The following is a 17,570-nucleotide window of genomic DNA, read 5'->3' on the forward strand; positions in this document are numbered from 1 at the left end:
AACCGTCTCGCGGTATAACGCGTCGCCCTGTGCCTGATTTCTTCGGCACGGGGCGTTTTTTTTGTCTGTGGATAAGTGCTGACTGAACCTTTGGCCTGAGCTCGCAGTCGATTGTCGGTAGGGCTTGATTGAGCCCGCCAATCATTGGGAGCTGTGAATATGGACCTTATCAAAATCATCTTCGCCATCCTGCTTCCGCCGTTGGGCGTATTTATGCAAGTGGGTTTTGCAGGGGCATTTTGGCTGAATATTCTGCTGACGTTGTGCGGTTACATTCCGGGGATCGTGCACGCGGTGTGGATTATCGCCAAGCGCTAGTGCGGCAACTGATTCGGGTGGGAGCGGGCTTGCTCGCGATTCAGGCAACTCGGTCTATCAGGCAGGTTGAGTTGATGCTATCGCGAGCAGCCCGCTCCCACGGGATCAGTGCGTCAATAATTGGCTGTAAAACAACCATTCCTGTTCCAGTGCGTGGGCCTGGTTGCTGGCCTTGCGAAAACCGTGGCGCTCGTCGGGGTAGTAATGGGCCTTGGCCGGGATGCCGTTGGCTTGCAAGGCCAGGAGCATGTCCCGGGTTTGTTGCGGCACCACGACAGCGTCCAGTTCACCCTGGAAGAAAATCACCGGCACCCTGATCTGGCTGGCGTGTAACAGTGGGGTGCGAGCCGCGTAGCGCTGGGCATCGCGCTCCGGATCGCCGATCAGCCAGTCCAGGTAATCACCTTCAAACTTGTGTGTGGCACGGGCCAGGGCAATCGGGTCGCTGACGCCATACAGGCTGGCACCTGCCCGAAATACGTTGTTGAACGCCAACGCGCACAGCGTGGTGTAACCACCTGCACTGCCACCGCGAATAAATGCCTTGCCGGGGTCAATCAGTCCTTGGTCGGCGAGATAGCTGACCACCGCGCAGGCGTCTTCCACATCCACCTCTCCCCATTTCAGATGCAGGGATTGCCGATAGGCACGGCCATAGCCGCTGCTGCCGCGATAGTTGAGGTCGGCCACGGCAAAGCCGCGCTGGGTCCAGTATTGGATACGCGGGTCGAGCATCGGGTAGCAGGCAGACGTCGGGCCGCCGTGGATAAACACCACCACGGGCGGTTTGATTTCGCCCTGCATCGAGGGGTAGAAAAAACCGTGTGCCTGGCCCCCGCCTGAGGGATAGCACAGGGTCTGCGGACGGCTGATGTGCTCGGGAGGCAGCGGCGCAACGCCACCGGCCAGCACGTCGACGCGGTGGTCGGTGCGACTGATGCGCACCACTGCCGATGGGTAGACAGGCGACGCGGCAATGCAATAGATGAACTCATCATTCAGTGCCAGGCTGCGAAAGCGACTGTATTCGCCGGTGAAGTCGTCAATGGTGCCGTCAGCCGTGCGGATGCCCAAATGCCCGAAACCAGCCTCGGTCCAACTGGCGAGGTAGGCCTGCTCGCCCATCGGCAGCCAGGTGCTGGCGCCCAATTGCCAAGGTGCAGGGGCATGATCGGCGTGGGCGCTGGGTGCAGGCATCAGGCCCTCACCCGACTCGGCCCACGGCTGCCAGAACCCCGCGCGGTCGGTCAGGCAATGCAGGCGATTGTGTTCGTCGAAGCGCGGTTGTTGCAGCGATTCTTCTGCGAGATCGCCCGCCAGGCAATGCGCGGGGTTCCAGCGCCCAGCGGTTTGGCCTTCAGCCAGCATCAAGCGGGTCGAGGTCCACGGCTGATGGGGACGACTCCATTCGATCCAGGCCAGGCGCTGGCCGTCGGGGCTCGGTGTGGGCGCTGCGTAGAAGTCGGCCCCTTCGGCCAGAACCTGGCGCTCCAGGGTGCTCAGGTCGATGCTGACCAGTCGATGTTGATCGAGGTGTTCTTCGACAGCCAGCACCTGGTCCGCAGCAAACTGCACGTCGCCATAACGGCAGGCGCCCTGGGTCAGGGGCTGCGGGGCAGTGCCGTCCAGAGCTTGCCGGTACAGCTGCTGGTCGGCCTCGTTGACGAACACCACGGCGTCATCACTCAGGCAAAACGCGCCGCCGCCGTACTCGTAGACCCGGCTGCGTACGCTGAAACCGTCGGGCGTCAGGCAGCGGGCCTCGCCGTCGCGCCAGTGCCAGATGCGACAGGCAGCATCCTGTGGTCGGTATTCGTTCCAGAACAGGCCCTGTAGGCCGACGCGCAATTCTGCGAAATCGACCCCGGCGGCCACAGCGAGCGCGGCGCTGAACGGTTCAGCCTTTAGCGATGAGACGTGAGTTTCGTTCATTTCGGAAGGCCAATTGTTCAATGGTCTGGGTGGCGTGCTCTGCTTCTTCGCGCGCCTTGAGAATCAGGTCGTGTTGGGGCGATTTACTGCAGACCGGGTCGGCGTTGCTGGCGTCCCCGGTGAGCATAAAGGCCTGGCAACGGCAGCCGCCGAAGTCCTTTTCTTTCTCGTCGCACGAGCGGCAAGGCTCGGGCATCCAGTCATAACCGCGAAAACGGTTGAAGCCAAACGAGTCGTACCAGATGTGCTGCATGGTGTGGTCGCGCACATTGGGAAATTCGATCGGCATTTGCCGTGCACCATGACACGGCAGGGCCGTACCGTCAGGCGTTACGGTCAAAAAGATGCTGCCCCAGCCGTTCATGCAGGCTTTTGGGCGTTCTTCGTAATAATCCGGGGTGACGAAAATCAGCTTGCAGGGGTGGCCCTGGGCTTCAAGTTTGGCCCGGTATTCATTGGTGATGCGCTCAGCACGGACAAGCTGCTCTTTGGTCGGCAGCAAGCCGACGCGGTTGAGCTGGGCCCAGCCGTAAAACTGACAGGTGGCAAGCTCAACAAAGTCGGCCTCAAGGGCGATGCACAGCTCGATGATGCGGTCGATTTTGTCGATATTGTGCCGATGGGTGACGAAGTTCAGCACCATCGGATAGCCGTGTGCCTTCACGGCGCGGGCCATTTCGAGCTTTTGCGCGAAGGCTTTTTTCGAGCCGGCCAGCAGGTTGTTCACTTGCTCGTCACTGGCCTGGAAGCTGATCTGGATGTGGTCCAGCCCGGCTTTTTTGAAGTCGCTGATCTTTTGCTCGGTCAAGCCAATGCCCGAGGTGATCAGGTTGGTGTAAAAGCCCAGCTTGCGGGCTTCGCCGATCAGCTCGGCCAGGTCCTGACGTACCAGTGGCTCGCCCCCGGAGAAGCCCAGTTGGGCAGCCCCCATCTCCCGTGCCTCACGAAAAACCTTGATCCACTGCTCGGTGCTCAGCTCTTTGCCTTGCTGGGCAAAGTCCAGCGGGTTGGAGCAGTACGGGCATTGCAGCGGGCAGCGATAGGTCAGTTCGGCCAGCAACCACAGCGGCAAGCCCACTTCGGGCTTGGGTGGCAACGCCATCGGGCTGTCAGGCGAGTTCGATCCAGTGCTCTGCACGAGCGACCTCCATAAATTGCTCGATGTCTGCACCGAGCTCGGGTACGCCGGGGAACTGTTTGTCCAGTTCGCCAATGATGGCCGCGACATCGCGCTGGCCGTCGATCAGGCCGCCAATCAGTGCGGCACTGTCATTGAGTTTGATCATGCCTTCGGGGTACAGCAGCACGTGGCCTTTTTGCGCCGGTTCGTACTGAAAACGGTAGCCGGTGCGCCAGGTCGGGACTTTGCTGCGATCAAAGCTCATAGGGTGATTCCTTTATGCCAGACACGTTCGCGGGTCACGCTGTGGTACGGCGGGCGGTCAAGCTCGTAGGCCATGGTCATGGCATCGAGCATGCTCCAAAGAATGTCGAGTTTGAACTGCAGAATTTCCAGCATGCGCTGCTGGCCTTCGTAGGTGGTGTAGTGCTGCAGGGTAATCGCCAGCCCGTGCTCCACGTCGCGCCGAGCCTGGCCCAGGCGGGTGCGGAAGTACTCGTAGCCGGCCGGGTCGATCCACGGATAGTGCTGGGGCCAACTGTCCAGGCGCGACTGATGGATCTGCGGCGCGAACATCTCGGTCAGCGAGCTGCTGGCGGCTTCCTCCCAACTGGCGCGGCGGGCGAAGTTGACGTAGGCGTCCACCGCGAAGCGCACGCCGGGCAGTACCAGTTCCTGGGATCGCAGTTGGTCCGGGTCCAGGCCGACGGCCTGGCCCAAACGCAGCCAGGCCTCGATGCCGCCGTCTTCGCCGGGGGCTCCGTCGTGATCGAGCAGGCGCTGAATCCACTCGCGGCGCACTTCGCGGTCCGGGCAGTTGGCCAGAATGGCGGCGTCCTTGAGCGGAATATTGACCTGATAGTAGAAGCGGTTGGCGACCCAGCCCTGAATCTGCTCGCGGGTCGCGCGGCCTTCGTACATCGCCACCTGATAGGGGTGGTAGATGTGGTAATAAGCGCCTTTGGCACGCAGCGCGGCCTCGAATTCGGCGGTGGAGAGTGGGGCTTGGGTCATCTGGTGCCTCCGGAAAGTATTCTATGTAGTCGCTGCCGCAGGCTGCGATATGGACCGCAGGGTCTTCGAGAAAACGGGTTGCTGCGCAACCCTTCGCAGCCTTCGGCAGCGACTACAAGGTTCAGCTTTTACAACTCGATACTCATGCCATCAAAGGCGACTTCAACACCCCGGCGGGCCAGTTCGGCACGCTCGGCGGAGTCTTCGTCGAGGATCGGATTGGTGTTGTTGATGTGGATAAGGACTTTGCGCTGCCCGGGCAGTTGCTCAAGCACTTCGAGCATGCCGCCGGGGCCATTTTGCGCCAGGTGGCCCATCTCGCGGCCGGTGCGGGTGCCGACGCCACGACGCTGCATCTCGTCGTCGTCCCACATCGTGCCGTCCACCAGCAGGCAATCGCTGCCCGCCATGATGTCCAGCAACGGTGCATCGACTTTGCCCAGCCCCGGGGCGTAGAACAGTTTGCCGCCGGTGCGCAGGTCTTCGACGATCAGGCCAATGTTGTCGCCCGGGTGCGGGTCGAAACGGTGCGGCGAATACGGCGGCGCCGCACTGCGCAACGGCAGCGGGCTGAAACGCAGGTTGGGGCAGGCCGGGATGGTGAACGAGCCTTCAAGCTCGATACGGTTCCAGTTCAGGCCACCGTTCCAGTGCTTGAGCATGGTGAACAGCGGGAAGCCTGTGCTCAGGTCTTCGTGGACCATGTCGGTGCACCACACATCATGGGGGCAACCTTCGCGCAGGCTGAGCAGGCCGGTGGTGTGATCGATCTGGCTGTCCATCAGGATGATCGCGCTGATCCCGGTATCACGCAGGGCGCGGCCCGGCTGCATCGGGGCGAAGCTTTGCAGTTGCGCACGAATATCGGGCGAGGTGTTGCACAGTACCCAGTTCACACCGTCATCGGAAATCGCAATGGAGGACTGAGTGCGGGCGGTGGCACGCAGGGTGCCATCACGAAAACCCGCGCAGTTGACGCAGTTGCAGTTCCACTGCGGGAATCCACCGCCAGCGGCGGAGCCTAGAATCTGGACGAACATGGCGTGTTCTCTTGCGATGCTGAAAATAAAAACGCCCCGGCGAACCGAGGCGTTGGGCTGCTCTGCTGGGCTCTTTTACTCAAGAGGCCGGGCAGATCAACGGCTTGCGAAGTACATGGTGACTTCAAAGCCAATGCGCAGATCGGTGTAAGCAGGTTTAGTCCAAGCCATGAGGTGACTCCTTCAGTGAGTGGGTGAATGGGTGTCTCTTGATTAGTCCAGCTCCCGAGGGAGTTGTTCAAACGCTTAGGTGACCATGTTACTAAATTTGACGGTTTTTGAACGCTCAATGTCGAAGAAAGCCCGTTACGTGGTTGGTAACGATCAGCTTCTCCCTTGATAAAACGTTTCAGTCTCCGGACTTGTGGCCAAGCATAACCAACGGCTTTGCGGCGAGTTAATGTGCTCGGCCGCCTTCAGTGTAGTGCCTTGATCCAGCGCCATAAGTGCTGTGTAGAGGGCTGTCAGGTAATCCGACGGGTGGCCCGCCAGTTTGGCTTGCCATAACAATTCACCGGCCTGGAACACCCCCAGGGCCTCGGTCGAGAATTGTTGTGCCAAGGCAGTACGGGCTTGGGTGAAAGATATTTCATCTAGCGTCGAGATCAATTTCGGCAACTCCACGAGGAAATTCTGGATGTGCTCAAAGATCTGCGTCGTTGAGGCGTGAGGCGATTGCACCCCGAACAGCAGCCCGGTTTGACCATTAATTTGGCGCAGGCCGCTGAACACGGCATAACCCAATTGCAACTCGACCCGCAGGCGTTGATAAAACGGGGTTTGCATCACTTGGGCGAGCATGCGCCAGGCGGCTTCGTCAGCCAGCGTTGCCTTGGGGGTCGGGCAAAACAGGATGAGCGCGTGTTCGCTGGAATCACTGGCTTCGGTGTGCCAATGGCGTTGGGCTGGCTGCTCGCCATGCTGCGCCAGATGCGCATCCGGGGTGCCGGGAACCTTGTGCAGTACAGGTGTGATCAAGGCCTGCGTGGTGGCGGGCAGGCCGACCGCCAAGCCGTCCCAGTGCGCCTTGGACCAGCCGTGTTGCAGATCGTTGAGTGCTGGCTCGCTGGCTGGCTGGCACAGCTCGGGCAGGCGTTTGATCAGTTGGCGAATCGGCATCAAGGTGGCGCCAGGGGACAGGTTGCCCGGCGGCTTGGCCGATGGTGCGCTGAGCACACGCAGCGCGTGCTCGAGAATGGCGGGCATTGGCTCGTGGAAACCGGACATTTTCAGCAGCCAGTCATTGCCTGACCCATTGAGCGACACTTCAACCCCAGCCTGTCTGGCATCGAGTATCAGCGAGCGCAGGCTGTTTTCCAGTGACGCCGGCAGATCGTCAGCTGGCTTTGCGGGCAGACGCCAGCGCAGGTAAATCGCCGCTTCGCCGCTGTGACTGGGCACTGCGGTGCTGAAACTCATGGCAGACACGTCGCGGCGAGTGCGCAAGCGGTCCTGGGCAAAAGTACGCAAGCCACGGTGAGCGCTGGTTTGTCCGCGAATCAGGCCGGCGCTGACCGGCTCTTTCGCCGCGTGCAGATACGGATTGGGTGCAGGCAAATGCCAGGCCTGTTGCGATGACGGCATGGGCGCAGGTTGTATCTGCTCGAGCACAGCCTTGAGGGTTATTACGCCCTGATCCGACAGGCCGGGGGCACGTTGCTCGCAATCACGGCGGGCCAGTTCCAGCGCGCCACTGACGTCTTGCTGACGCTGCTGCAGAAGGTGGAACTCCTCACGCAGCGTGGGCCAGTCCTGCTGTGCGCTGAAAAACGCCAGCCAGTCATGGAACGTGTCGCGAATCTGCATGGCCTGCGGGGCAATATCGGTGGTGGCTTTGAACTCGATCTGCAGCAGTGCCTGGCTCTTGAAGTGATAGAGCGGTGTGGCTTTCAGGGTGTCGACCAACCTCTGTTCGCGTAATTGTGCGAGCAGGCCGCCGGGCTTGTCTGCGTTGATCCAGTGGCACAGAAAATCCAGGGCCTGGGCGGACTCTGGCGGCAACTGTTCCAAGGCGAACATCAGGCTCAGGTACGGGCCGTCCATGTATTGATACTGGGGTTCAACGCGGGTCAGCAGCGCTGGCGGGCAAGCCTGCAGCAGGGTGTCGCCTGGGCGCAACACAGCGCTGCAACGTTCAGCCAGGACGATCAAGTCTTGGGTTGATTGCGGACCGCTCAGGCTCAAGGTCATTTGCCCGGTCTGATAGAACCCTTGGTAAAAGTCTTCCAGGGCTTGCTGAAAGTTTGCGCGCGGCACGGGCAGGCTGTAACGGTTGCCTGCGTGGAATGCCCGCAGCGGATGAGCCGGGTTCAGTGGCTGAAACAACTTCATTTCCCGCTGCGCAGACGTTTCGCGGGCCCAGGCGATAAATTCGGCGTGCAGTACTTCACGTTCGCGAAGCTGGTCATCCAGAGCCATGCGCGGATGGGCGAGCATGTCGCACAAGCGCTCAAGCCCGCCGTCAAAGGCGGCCGGTGGCAGCTCGAAAAAGAAGTCGGTATGTCGTTCGCAGGTTTTGGCATTGACCTGGCCGCCGTGGCGCTGCACGTAAGCCATCAGGTTGTCTGCCGCCGGGAAGCGCGCGGTGCCCAGAAACAGCAAGTGCTCCAGGAAATGCGCGAGGCCGGGCCACGCGGCGGGCACATCGTGGCTGCCTGCGACAACCCGTATAACGGCCGCACAACGCTTGAGGCGCGGCTCATGGCGCACGCAGAGGGTCAGACCGTTTTCAAGTGTCTGACGTTGGGGGTGAGGGTGATTCAGCGCAGGCATGGGCACTTCCGGAACAGAGATGCGCTCATGCTAGCGGATTTAGCGCTTGCTCAGCTCGCGATAAAGTTCGGGGCGACGGTCCGCCAGGTAAAAATTCCCGGTTTTGGCATCCGCCAGTTGCTGACGTTGCAGGGTCGCAATCAGCAGGCTTTGCTCATGCCCGGCCAGCGCTATTTGCTTGCCGTCGGGCGCGGCGATACTGCTTTGGCCGCAGTAATGGATCTCGCCTTCATGCCCGCAATAGTTGGCGTAGGCCACATAGCACTGGTTCTCGAAGGCGCGGCAGCGCACCGTGACATCGGCGATGAAGTCGTAGGGCGCCATATTGGCGGTGGGTACCACAATCAACTCGGCACCGGCCAGCGCCAGGCGGCGGGTGTTCTCCGGGAATTCAAGGTCGTAGCAAATCAGCAGGCCAAGCTTCCAGCCATTGAGTTCGATGACCGGGAATGAATCGGGGCCTTTGCTGAACATCGAGTGATCGAGTTTGCCGAACAGGTGGGTTTTACGGTAGTTGCACAGGCTTTTGCCGTGGGCGTCGATCAACTGCACGCTGTTGTAGATCTGCCCGTCTGCACCGCGTTCGGGGTAGCCGTAGGCAATGGCCATGCCAGTGGCTTTTGCCAGTTCGCCAATCTGTCTGGCGGCGTCGCCGTCGTGGGTTTGCGCGAGTCTGGCCACGGCCTGGGCGCCGATGTTGTAGCCCGTGAGGAACATTTCGGGCAGAACCAGCAGGTCGATGTTTTCGGCTTGCCGTGCAATGTCATTCAAACGCTGCAGATTGCCCGCGACATCCAGGGGCAGAGGCGTGCATTGGTAAAGGGCGACGCGCATGGGGTTCTCCTGGTGGTCAAATTTCCCGTTGAAACTGGCGCTGACAAATTTCGTAGCAACTGCCGAAGGCTGCGTCCGGCGACGCAGTCGTCGTAAATCAAGGTACTGCGGTGTGACAGATGGATCTGGGACTTGGATTTTACGATTGCTACGCAATCGGACGTAGCCTTCGGCAACGGCTACGAAAGCGGTTTGAGGTCTCCCACAGGGATCAATCCGGCAATGCAATCGGGCCGATTTCGTGGAACACATCGCCCGGCCCGGGGTTGGCCGCGTGGGTACTGCCGCCAAAGTGGGTCATGATGCCCCACACCGCGTTCAATGAAGTCTGTACTGCACCTTCCACCCAGGCCGGGGTCCACGATACGTCGTCGCCAGCGATAAAGATCCCCCGCTGTTCGCCGGGCATGTCCTGCTGCATGAAGTGCGCGTACATGCGCTGGTTGTAACGGTAATGCCCCGGCAGTGCGCCCTTGAAGGCACCCAGAAAGTGCGGGTCGGCTTCCCACGACACCGTGATTGGATCGCCGATGATGCGGCTGGCGATGTCCACTTTGGGGTAAATCTTTTTCAACGAATCGAGGGCCAGCTTCACGCGCTTTTCCACCGGGTGCGGGAGCATTTTCAGCGCATCGCTCATCCACGAGTACGACAGGCAAATCACCCCCGGCTTGTCGTCACCGTTGTCGAACAGGTAAGTGCCGCGGGTCAGGCGATCGGTGAGAGTCATGCTCATCAGGTCACGGCCAGTCTCGGGGTCTTTGTCTTTCCAGAACGGGCGGTCGACCATGACAAAGGTTTTGGAGGATTGCATGTAGCGTGTACGGTCCAGTGCCATCCACACTTTTTGGGAGAACAGCGACTCTTCACATTCGATCTGGGTGGTCAGCAGCCAGCTTTGACAGGTCACCAGCACCGCTTCATATGGACGAGTCACCCCGAGTATGTCGGTGACGGAAAACATCCCGTCCTCTGAACGAGAGATGGCCTTGACCCCGGTACGTGGTGCGCCGTGGTGGAGCGAACTCAGACTGGTGCCAGCAGGCCAATGGGCGCAGCGCTCGGGCGCGTGACGCCAGATCCCCAGGGGTACTTGCTCAACACCACCAACCACCAGGTGTTGGTGATCGTCGCAGTTGGTCATCACCACACGGAAAATCTCGAGCATCGAGTTGGGGAAGTCGGAGTCCCAGCCACCGGTGCCGAACCCCACCTGGCCAAACACTTCGCGGTGCTGGAACGACAGCTTGGCGAAGGCCTTGGACGTGGCGACGAAGTCGTAGAACGTGCGGTCGTCCCACAGGGGAACCAGGGTGTTCCACAGCTCTTTCAGGCGAGGCACGTCTCGGTCGCGGATGGCCTGCTGAATATCGCCAAAGCGCGAGCCCGCTTCCAGTGCGTCTGCCCAGGCATCGGCCACTTCCTGAAACAGCGCAGGCAGGTCTGCCAGTTTTTGTGCGTAGAAGGTCTGGCCTTCAAGGTCAATCACGGTGCTGCCCGAAGCGGGCGTCAGCGGGTTGGGGAAGGGTTTGGTCTCCAGGCCCAGCTTGTCGACGTAGTGATAAAACGCCGTGGAAGACACCGGGAAACGCATGCCGCCGAGTTCGGCGATAACCCCTTCGCTGCCCTCAAAGGCTTGCGAGCGCAGACGTCCGCCCATCTTCGACGCTTCATACACCACGGGTTTGAGGCCCAGTTTCATCAGCTCATAAGCCGCCACCATCCCGGCCATCCCGGCGCCGACAATCGCCACCTCAGCCCCCAGCTTGTGTGCCGGGATGCTGCCCAGGCCCGCCGGGTGTTCGATCCAGTCATCAAAGGCAAACGGAAAGTCCGGGCCGAAGATGGTGATGGGTTTTTTGCCGTCGTTAGGGTGGCGATTATTCTTGTTCATGGCTGACCTTGCTGGCGACTCACGCATAACGTTGAGTATAGGAAAAGACAGGCACCATGATAGGGAGCGTGGAACACGGTAATAAGACGCAAACTGTCGTCGTTATGGCTTTTGTTTAGTCAATGTGACGAAGATGGCAGTCGAAGTGACTTATCCGCGATCAACTTTGCTGCTGAGAATGATGGAGGTGGTGGTTTTCTCGACGCCCTCGACGCTGCCGATCTGGTCGAGCAATTGGTCCAGTTGCTCGGGAGAATCACTGCGCAGCCAGGCCACGTAATCGAACTCGCCACTGACCGCGCACAGTTGCTGCACCTGGGCCATTGCGCTCAAGCGCCGGACCACCTCTTTGCCTGAGCGTGGCTGTACGGTAATCCCGACATAAGCCTGCAAACCGCCATCAATCAAGCGCTGCCCCAGGCGAACCCCGTAACCGGTGATCACCGACGTTTTCTCCAGTCGTGCCAGCCGAGATGTCACGGTGGTGCGCGCAATTCCCAACTGGCGAGCCAGCATCGCAACGCTTTCCCGTGCATTGAGCTGCAAGGCCGCAATCAATTGGCGGTCGATTTCATCCAGCGCGGGAGGGCGGGTATCAGGCACGTGAAGCTCCAAAGGCATGGGCGTGGTGGGCGGTCATGGTACAGGGCTGCGGCACCACTTTGCTGGCGGGCGGATTTTAAGATTGAGCGCCGAGGGTTGTCACACTTTGTCCAATCTACAGGGGTGTAGATGATTACGATTCTCTTTTAAGTTGAATCATAAGGACGCTTCATGCATTCGTCTCTTCGCTTTCACCCATTGCCCCTGTGGGTTCGTCTGGCCTTGGCTGCAGGCGCATCCGGCACGCTGGTGACTTCTGCCCAGGCGGCAGATCCGCAAGCACTGACCCTTGATGAAATGGTCGTTACGGCTTCCGGTTACGAGCAGAGCATCGAGGATGCGCCCGCCTCGATCACGGTGATTGATGGGGAGACGCTTCGCCGCAAATCCTATCGGGACCTAGGCGACGCCGTGCGTGACGTTGAAGGTGTAGTGGTCAACGGCGGGGCCAATGAGACGGATATCTCCATTCGTGGCATGCCAGCCGATTACACCCTGATTCTGGTCGATGGCAAACGCCAGAGCGCCCGTGAGTCGCGGGTCAACGGCAACAGCGGTTATGAGCAGAGCTTCGTGCCGCCAGCCGCGGCCATTGAGCGCATCGAGGTGGTTCGAGGGCCGATGTCATCGCTGTATGGCTCGGATGCCATTGGCGGGGTGATTAACGTGATCACCCGCAAAGTGTCGCCCCAGTGGGGCGGCTCTGTGGGCTACGACTACTCGGCGCGCCAGCACAGCGACCAGGGGAATGCCCGCCAGACCCAGTTCTACCTCAGTGGTCCGCTGCGCGAGGATTTTCTAGGTTTGCAGGTCTGGGGCCGTTATCTGGACCGCCAGGCGGACGACGACATCGAGCAAACCAATGGTTTCAGCAATGCCGATCATCGTGACCTGACCGCGCGGCTGGCATTCACCCCGACAGTCGACCACGACATCCTGCTGGAAGCGGGCGCCACGCGCCTCAAGAACGGCGATGGCGTGAGCGCAAACTGGGCCACCCGCGAACAAGAGAACAATCGTGATCACTGGTCGCTGTCACACCAGGGGCGCTGGGGCTGGGCGACGTCGGACATGGCGTTGTTCCAGGAAACGTCCAGCCGCGAGGGCAAGGCGACACCTGCGCAAACGGATATCTACGGCCGCAAGCCCGAGATCAAGAGCACGGTGTTTGACGCCAAACTGGTGCTGCCGACCGCGCACAATGTCAGCACCGTCGGCGTGCAGTGGAATGAAAGCCAGTTGACCGACTGGAACCAGGGCCTGGGTGATCGCGTCGATTACGAGTTCTCAGTGGTACAGAAGGCCGTGTTTGCCGAAAACGAATGGGCGATGACCGATACCTTTGCCCTGACCACAGGATTGCGCCTGGACCACCACGAACAGTACGGCACCCACGCCAATCCGCGAATCTACGGGGTGTGGCGCGCAACCGACAACTGGACCCTCAAGGGCGGCATCGCCCGTGGCTTCAAGGCGCCGGAGCTGCGTGCCGTGGTCAAGGACTACGCCTACCTGCGCCGCAATCGCTTCGTGATGTTTGGCAACCCGGACCTCAAGCCCGAGTCGAGCACCAACTACGAAATGTCCGCGCTGTGGTCCAATCGCGACAATTTGTCGGCAGGCGCGACGGTGTTTTACAACGACTTCAAAGACAAACTCTCTACCGTCACCACTGATGAGCGATGGAATGGCTACATCGTCATGGATCGCGTCAATGTCGACAAGGCCGTGATCCAGGGCGTTGAGCTGACCGGTCAATGGGATGTCAGCGACAGCGTCTTGCTCAAGGCCAACTACACCTACACCGACTCTGAACAGAAAAGCGGCGCCAACGCCGGCGCCCCACTGGCGTTGACGCCCAAACAGAAAGCCAACGTGCGCGGCGAGTGGGTGGTGACGGACCGTGCCCAGGCCTGGGCGTCCGTCAGCTATTACGGTGAAGAAACCGGCAACACCCTGGCTGACGTGCCTGCACCGGGTTACACCACGGCTGATATCGGCGGCTCTTACGAACTCACAGACTCGATCACGTTGAACAGCTCACTGAACAACCTGACGGACAAGCGTCTGGACGACGAAACCTACGGCACGGTGAACTACGGTCGCACCTTGTGGATGGGGGCTACGCTGAACTTCTGACCAGGGCCATCGGCAGCCTGACCACGGCGCACAACCCGGCGGGCGGTCGATTTTCCAGCAGCAGTTCGCCGCCGTGGGCTTGCACGCAGGCGCGGGCGATGGCCAGGCCCAGGCCGATGCCGCCATTGTGAGAACCGTCGGCGGCGCCAAACTGTACGAAGGGCTCGAACACTTTGCTGAGCCATTCTTGCGGCAGGCCCTGGCCGTGATCGAGAATTTCCAGTCGCAGGGTGCCGGGGTCCTCCTGGTACAGCGTCAACGTGGCATCTGCGGCGTGACGCAGTGCGTTGTCGATCAGGTTGGTCAAGGCCCGCTTCAACGCCAGGGGACGGCAGGTGAGCATGATCGGCGCCGAGCCTGACCAGGTGACCGGCTGCTTCATGAGTCGGTAGCGCTTGGCCAGATCCTCCAGCATGTCATTCAGCACGATTGTCAGCGTGGGCTCCTGCACGGCATCGTCACGAACGAAGTTGAGGGTTGCGCCCACCATCGCACTCAACTCATCCAGGCTTTCGAGCATGTCCTCGCGGGCAGGGCTCTCTTCCAGCAGTTCCAGCAGCAGCCGCAGTTCAGTGATGGGCGTGTTCAGGTCGTGGCTGAGCGCCGCGAGCATTCGGGTACGGCCTTCGACATGGCGGGCGATATTGGCTTGCATGGTGTTAAAGGCCGCCGTCAGGTCACGTGCTTCTTGTGGGCCGGTCAGAGGCAGTGGCGCAATCCATTCCCCGCGGCTGACGCGTTCGGTGGCCTGGGCCAGGGTCTTGACCGGGCGCACTACGCGGCTGATGCAGAACATCACGATCAACAGCACCGGAACGGTCGTCACCGGCAGACTGTACGCCAGCATATTTCCCCATTCGTAGGCGCCTGCCGGATGTTGCAGGGCGTTGAGGTAGCGGCCGTCGGGCAATTCGATACTGCTGCGCAGCCGCAGGGGGGCCCAGCCGTCGGGGCTGAACACGCGCCCCCGGGCATGGTCGCCGCTGACCCGTTCCAGTTGCATGGCCACGCGCACGTCCTGGGCCAGTTGCAGCTGCTCGCGCAGGGCGCTGGCCATTCGCTGTTCTTCGGCACGCATGGCAAAGGGTTCGACGTCGGCCTGGGTGGAGATCCAGAAACGTGCATCTGCGCTGGTGATCGCCCCCAGCAGCCGGTCGAAGACCTCGTCCTTGGCTTCCATGGCCACATGATGGGCGGTCACCAATCGCTCCAGGCTCATGGTGCGCGACAGGGGATGGATCAACGCGCCGGTGTGTTGCACAAACACAATGGCGATGACATTGGAGGCGAGCAGCGCGAGCAACAACAACGCACTGAGTTGATGCAGCATCTTGCGGGGCCACAGGGCGCGCAGACGATTCATGGCGCTTGCAACGTGACATCGGCCGCAAACAGATAACCGCCACCCCAGACTGTGCGCAGTAACTCGGGCTCCCCGGCGCTGTTCGCCAGCTTGCGGCGCAGGCGACTGACCTGGCGGTCGATGGCGCGATCGCTGACATCGCTGTCGGTGGCGGTCGTGAGGTCAATCAGGCGTTCGCGAGGCAGCAGCGTATTGGGTTGGTCGAGAAACACCTGCAGCAGTTTGCTCTCCACCGTGCTGAGCACAATCTGCGCCCCTTGATCACGGGTCAGCGTGGCGTGACTGGGGTTATACAGCCAGCCAGCGAACCGATAACAGGGGCTCATCTTCAGGGCGCTTGTCGATGCAACCTGCTTCGCGGCGCCAGGACGGTGGCGACGCAACACACTGTTGATCCGCGCAACCAGCTCCCTCGGTTCAAAGGGTTTGGTCACATAGTCGTCTGCTCCCAGGTCGAGGCCCCGTACCCGATCTGCCGAAGTGTCCCGGGCGGTCAGCAGAATCACCGGAGTGTCGGCGCGCCGATGCAGCCTGCTGCACAAGTCAAAGCCATCGCCATCGGGTAACGACACATCGAGAATGATCACGTCAAAGGCGTGTTGCTTGAGCAATTGCCACATGCCCGCGGCGTCCGCTGCCGTGCGCACATCAAACGTGTGGCGGCGTAGGTACGCGGCCAGCGGTTCGCGAATTTTGCGGCTGTCGTCGACGATGAGTACGCAGGGCGCCGTGTTCGGGGGAAGGGGGGTCATGGCGGGTAGAAACACCGGGAGAAACAGATGGCAATGATACTACTAGCATTTCTCAGTTGTATCTCTGTGCGCAGAGGCTACGGGGCGCTGATCCCCTGCCTCAACGAGCCTGCCAAAGCTCGTTTCTAAGGGGGCAGGGAGTTGTAACCAAGTATTGAAGTGGCGAACGTCCTGCGGGTAAGATTGAGAATAATTCGCACTTACATCTGGTGGGCCGCTCGGTGCAACCTCCTTCGACCAGCAAGTTGGGCTTTTTTTTCAGCGATCATCATCGTTGGCTGCTGTCCCATATCCAGCGGCATTTGCGCAATCACGCCGATGCCGAGGACACGGTTGCCGATACGTTTTGCCAGTTACTGGTGGCACGGGTAGACCCGGACGCCATCGAGCAGCCCCGTGCCTACCTGTCGACCATTGCCCGACGCCTGATCTTCGATCGTCATCGTCGGCGCAAGCTGGAGTTGGCCTACCTCGAACGCCTGTCCATGTTGCCCGAAGCGCTGGCGCCGTCCCCGGAAGAACAATTGCTGTTGATCGAAGCCCTGGTGGCCATCGATCGGGCGATTGACGGCCTGCCGATGCTGGTCAAGGCGGCCTTCCTCTACAGCCAGCTGGATGGCCTGAGCTACGTGGAGATTGCCCGCAAGCTTGAGCTGTCCGAGCGCACGGTGAGCCGCTACATGAAGCAGGCTTTGCGTCAGTGCTATCTGAGCGAAGGTGCATCATGAGCAAGCGGCGTCTTGACCCCGTCAGCGAGCAGGCGATCGACTGGATGGTGCGCCTGCGTGCGGGCGAACCGGATGTGTCGCTGCAGAAGCGTTTCAATGCCTGGCTGGTACTCGATCCCGCCCACGCCCAGGCCTGGGCCACTTTGCAGGAGCGACTGGGTACTTCCTTCGGTGCCGTTCGCACACTGGATCGACGGGTGCCCGGCCAGGCCGCAGAAGCGCGCCAACTATTGCTCCAACCCAAGGCTTCGCGCCGCGATGCGCTCAGGGTAATTGCAGGGCTTGGCTTGCTCGGCGGGGCTACCTGGGTCGGTGCGCGCAGCCCGTGGGGTGACTCGCTGCTGGCTGACCTGCACACCGGGCGCGGCCAGCGTCAGGACTTCACCCTGGCCGACGGCAGTCGCCTGAGCCTGAATGCCGAGAGTTCGGTGGACCTGCGCTTCGATACCCAGCGCCGCCTGGTGATTTTGCGCCACGGCGAGCTGGTGATCCAGGTCGCCGCCGATCCTCTTCGTCCGCTGAGCGTGCGCACCGCAGAAGGTGAAATTCGCGCACTGGGGACTCGATTCCTCGTGGCCCAGGAACACGGCGCCACGCGGGTAGTGGTATTGCAGCACTCGGTCAACGTCCGGCTGTTCGACGGCACCAGCATTGATTTGCAGGAAGGCCAGTCAGCCGTCATGCAAGCCGGCAACATTGCTCCGCTCGCCGGTGATCAACATCATCGGGCTGACTGGATGATCGGGCGCTTGAACGTGCTGGACGACCCGCTGGAGGCAGTCGTCAACGCACTGCGCCCTTACAGTCGCGGCTTTGTGCGGGTGGCTCCCGAGGTTCGCAACCTTCGTGTCCAGGGGGTATTCCCGCTAGAAAATCCGGATCGGGTGTTTGCGGCACTGGCAGAAACCCTGCCGATTCGTGTTGATCGCTACAGCCCCTGGTTGACATTAATTCGTGGGAAATAGCACGGCTGAAGCGTTATTTTTGAAAATCGCTCTCATTCGTGTCTGGTTTTCATTTCTCGCCCCACCTATCTCCTGACACTTTCACATTTTCAGGAG

Annotated in this window: 16 protein-coding genes; 4 read left to right on the forward strand and 12 right to left on the reverse strand. The window is 60.8% G+C overall.

The genetic code is table 11. The features are described from left to right. The first annotated feature begins 159 nt into the window (after positions 1–159). Positions 160–318: a YqaE/Pmp3 family membrane protein gene (locus KO536_RS21060; RefSeq protein WP_004419451.1), complete on the forward strand. Its 159-nt coding sequence runs from the start codon at positions 160–162 to the stop codon at positions 316–318. A gap of 105 nt (positions 319–423) precedes the next feature. On the opposite strand, the gene KO536_RS21065 is transcribed toward KO536_RS21060, so the two are convergent. The 10 genes from KO536_RS21065 to KO536_RS21110 form a co-directional block, all read right to left on the reverse strand. Continuing rightward, the gene (locus KO536_RS21065; protein WP_219262864.1) at positions 424–2,250 is read right to left on the reverse strand and encodes a S9 family peptidase; all 1,827 of its coding nucleotides are present in this window, start codon (positions 2,248–2,250) and stop codon (positions 424–426) included. Further along, positions 2,216–3,352 carry a pyrroloquinoline quinone biosynthesis protein PqqE gene (gene pqqE, locus KO536_RS21070; RefSeq protein WP_219262890.1) on the reverse strand — a complete coding sequence of 379 codons (1,137 nt, stop codon included), beginning with the start codon at positions 3,350–3,352 and terminating at the stop codon, positions 2,216–2,218. The genes KO536_RS21065 and pqqE overlap by 35 nt, the downstream gene beginning before the upstream one ends. A 7-nt stretch (positions 3,353–3,359) precedes the next feature. Then, positions 3,360–3,635 carry a pyrroloquinoline quinone biosynthesis peptide chaperone PqqD gene (gene pqqD / locus KO536_RS21075; protein ID WP_133075285.1) on the reverse strand — a complete coding sequence of 92 codons (276 nt, stop codon included), beginning with the start codon at positions 3,633–3,635 and terminating at the stop codon, positions 3,360–3,362. After that, entirely contained in the window at positions 3,632–4,384 is a 753-nt protein-coding gene (pqqC, locus tag KO536_RS21080; protein WP_133075286.1) for a pyrroloquinoline-quinone synthase PqqC, read from the reverse strand. Before pqqC ends, pqqD begins: the two co-directional genes overlap by 4 nt. Positions 4,385–4,512: 128 nt before the next feature. Beyond that, positions 4,513–5,424: a pyrroloquinoline quinone biosynthesis protein PqqB gene (gene pqqB, locus KO536_RS21085; protein ID WP_133075287.1), complete on the reverse strand. Its 912-nt coding sequence runs from the start codon at positions 5,422–5,424 to the stop codon at positions 4,513–4,515. Between the two features lie 96 nt (positions 5,425–5,520). Continuing rightward, entirely contained in the window at positions 5,521–5,595 is a 75-nt protein-coding gene (gene pqqA / locus KO536_RS21090) for a pyrroloquinoline quinone precursor peptide PqqA (protein WP_003444522.1), read from the reverse strand. 153 nt (positions 5,596–5,748) lie between these two features. Then, positions 5,749–8,196, reverse strand: a complete 2,448-nt coding sequence (gene pqqF, locus KO536_RS21095; protein ID WP_219262865.1) for a pyrroloquinoline quinone biosynthesis protein PqqF — start codon at positions 8,194–8,196, stop codon at positions 5,749–5,751. Positions 8,197–8,235: 39 nt separating this feature from the next. Beyond that, on the reverse strand, positions 8,236–9,030 hold the full coding sequence (locus KO536_RS21100; protein WP_219262866.1) for a carbon-nitrogen hydrolase family protein: 795 nt from the start codon (positions 9,028–9,030) through the stop codon (positions 8,236–8,238). A gap of 211 nt (positions 9,031–9,241) precedes the next feature. Continuing rightward, positions 9,242–10,924: an NAD(P)/FAD-dependent oxidoreductase gene (locus KO536_RS21105; RefSeq protein WP_133075290.1), complete on the reverse strand. Its 1,683-nt coding sequence runs from the start codon at positions 10,922–10,924 to the stop codon at positions 9,242–9,244. Between the two features lie 150 nt (positions 10,925–11,074). Then, entirely contained in the window at positions 11,075–11,527 is a 453-nt protein-coding gene (locus KO536_RS21110; protein ID WP_019823049.1) for an Lrp/AsnC family transcriptional regulator, read from the reverse strand. A gap of 171 nt (positions 11,528–11,698) precedes the next feature. Between KO536_RS21110 and KO536_RS21115 the strand changes: the two genes are divergently transcribed. Beyond that, positions 11,699–13,666, forward strand: coding sequence for a TonB-dependent receptor domain-containing protein (locus tag KO536_RS21115; RefSeq protein ID WP_219262867.1), 1,968 nt, complete (start codon positions 11,699–11,701; stop codon positions 13,664–13,666). Here the strand turns inward: KO536_RS21115 and KO536_RS21120 are convergent. Together KO536_RS21120 and KO536_RS21125 are read right to left on the reverse strand one after the other, a co-directional pair. Further along, positions 13,650–14,993 carry an ATP-binding protein gene (locus KO536_RS21120; RefSeq protein WP_374105724.1) on the reverse strand — a complete coding sequence of 448 codons (1,344 nt, stop codon included), beginning with the start codon at positions 14,991–14,993 and terminating at the stop codon, positions 13,650–13,652. The genes KO536_RS21115 and KO536_RS21120 overlap by 17 nt on opposite strands. Positions 14,994–15,025: 32 nt before the next feature. Further along, the gene (locus KO536_RS21125) at positions 15,026–15,781 is read right to left on the reverse strand and encodes a response regulator transcription factor (protein ID WP_219262868.1); all 756 of its coding nucleotides are present in this window, start codon (positions 15,779–15,781) and stop codon (positions 15,026–15,028) included. A 221-nt stretch (positions 15,782–16,002) separates the two neighbouring features. Here KO536_RS21125 and KO536_RS21130 point away from each other — a divergent pair, with 221 nt between their 5' ends. Both KO536_RS21130 and KO536_RS21135 read left to right on the forward strand, forming a co-directional pair. Continuing rightward, positions 16,003–16,509: a sigma-70 family RNA polymerase sigma factor gene (locus KO536_RS21130; RefSeq protein WP_219262869.1), complete on the forward strand. Its 507-nt coding sequence runs from the start codon at positions 16,003–16,005 to the stop codon at positions 16,507–16,509. After that, entirely contained in the window at positions 16,506–17,474 is a 969-nt protein-coding gene (locus KO536_RS21135) for a FecR domain-containing protein (RefSeq protein ID WP_219262870.1), read from the forward strand. The genes KO536_RS21130 and KO536_RS21135 overlap by 4 nt, the downstream gene beginning before the upstream one ends. Positions 17,475–17,570 lie beyond the last annotated feature (96 nt).

It is taken from the genome of Pseudomonas sp. NKUCC02_KPG (assembly GCF_019345465.1).
GTDB lineage: Bacteria > Pseudomonadota > Gammaproteobacteria > Pseudomonadales > Pseudomonadaceae > Aquipseudomonas.

Bases quoted from the DNA above. Each gene is read 5' to 3' on its own strand.
- KO536_RS21060 (WP_004419451.1), top strand. From the start codon at position 160: ATGGACCTTATCAAAATCATCTTCGCCATCCTGCTTCCGCCGTTGGGC.
- KO536_RS21065 (WP_219262864.1), bottom strand. From the start codon at position 2,250: ATGAACGAAACTCACGTCTCATCGCTAAAGGCTGAACCGTTCAGCGCC.
- pqqE (WP_219262890.1), bottom strand. From the start codon at position 3,352: ATGGCGTTGCCACCCAAGCCCGAAGTGGGCTTGCCGCTGTGGTTGCTG.
- pqqD (WP_133075285.1), bottom strand. From the start codon at position 3,635: ATGAGCTTTGATCGCAGCAAAGTCCCGACCTGGCGCACCGGCTACCGT.
- pqqC (WP_133075286.1), bottom strand. From the start codon at position 4,384: ATGACCCAAGCCCCACTCTCCACCGCCGAATTCGAGGCCGCGCTGCGT.
- pqqB (WP_133075287.1), bottom strand. From the start codon at position 5,424: ATGTTCGTCCAGATTCTAGGCTCCGCCGCTGGCGGTGGATTCCCGCAG.
- pqqF (WP_219262865.1), bottom strand. From the start codon at position 8,196: ATGCCTGCGCTGAATCACCCTCACCCCCAACGTCAGACACTTGAAAAC.
- KO536_RS21100 (WP_219262866.1), bottom strand. From the start codon at position 9,030: ATGCGCGTCGCCCTTTACCAATGCACGCCTCTGCCCCTGGATGTCGCG.
- KO536_RS21105 (WP_133075290.1), bottom strand. From the start codon at position 10,924: ATGAACAAGAATAATCGCCACCCTAACGACGGCAAAAAACCCATCACC.
- KO536_RS21115 (WP_219262867.1), top strand. From the start codon at position 11,699: ATGCATTCGTCTCTTCGCTTTCACCCATTGCCCCTGTGGGTTCGTCTG.
- KO536_RS21125 (WP_219262868.1), bottom strand. From the start codon at position 15,781: ATGACCCCCCTTCCCCCGAACACGGCGCCCTGCGTACTCATCGTCGAC.
- KO536_RS21135 (WP_219262870.1), top strand. From the start codon at position 16,506: ATGAGCAAGCGGCGTCTTGACCCCGTCAGCGAGCAGGCGATCGACTGG.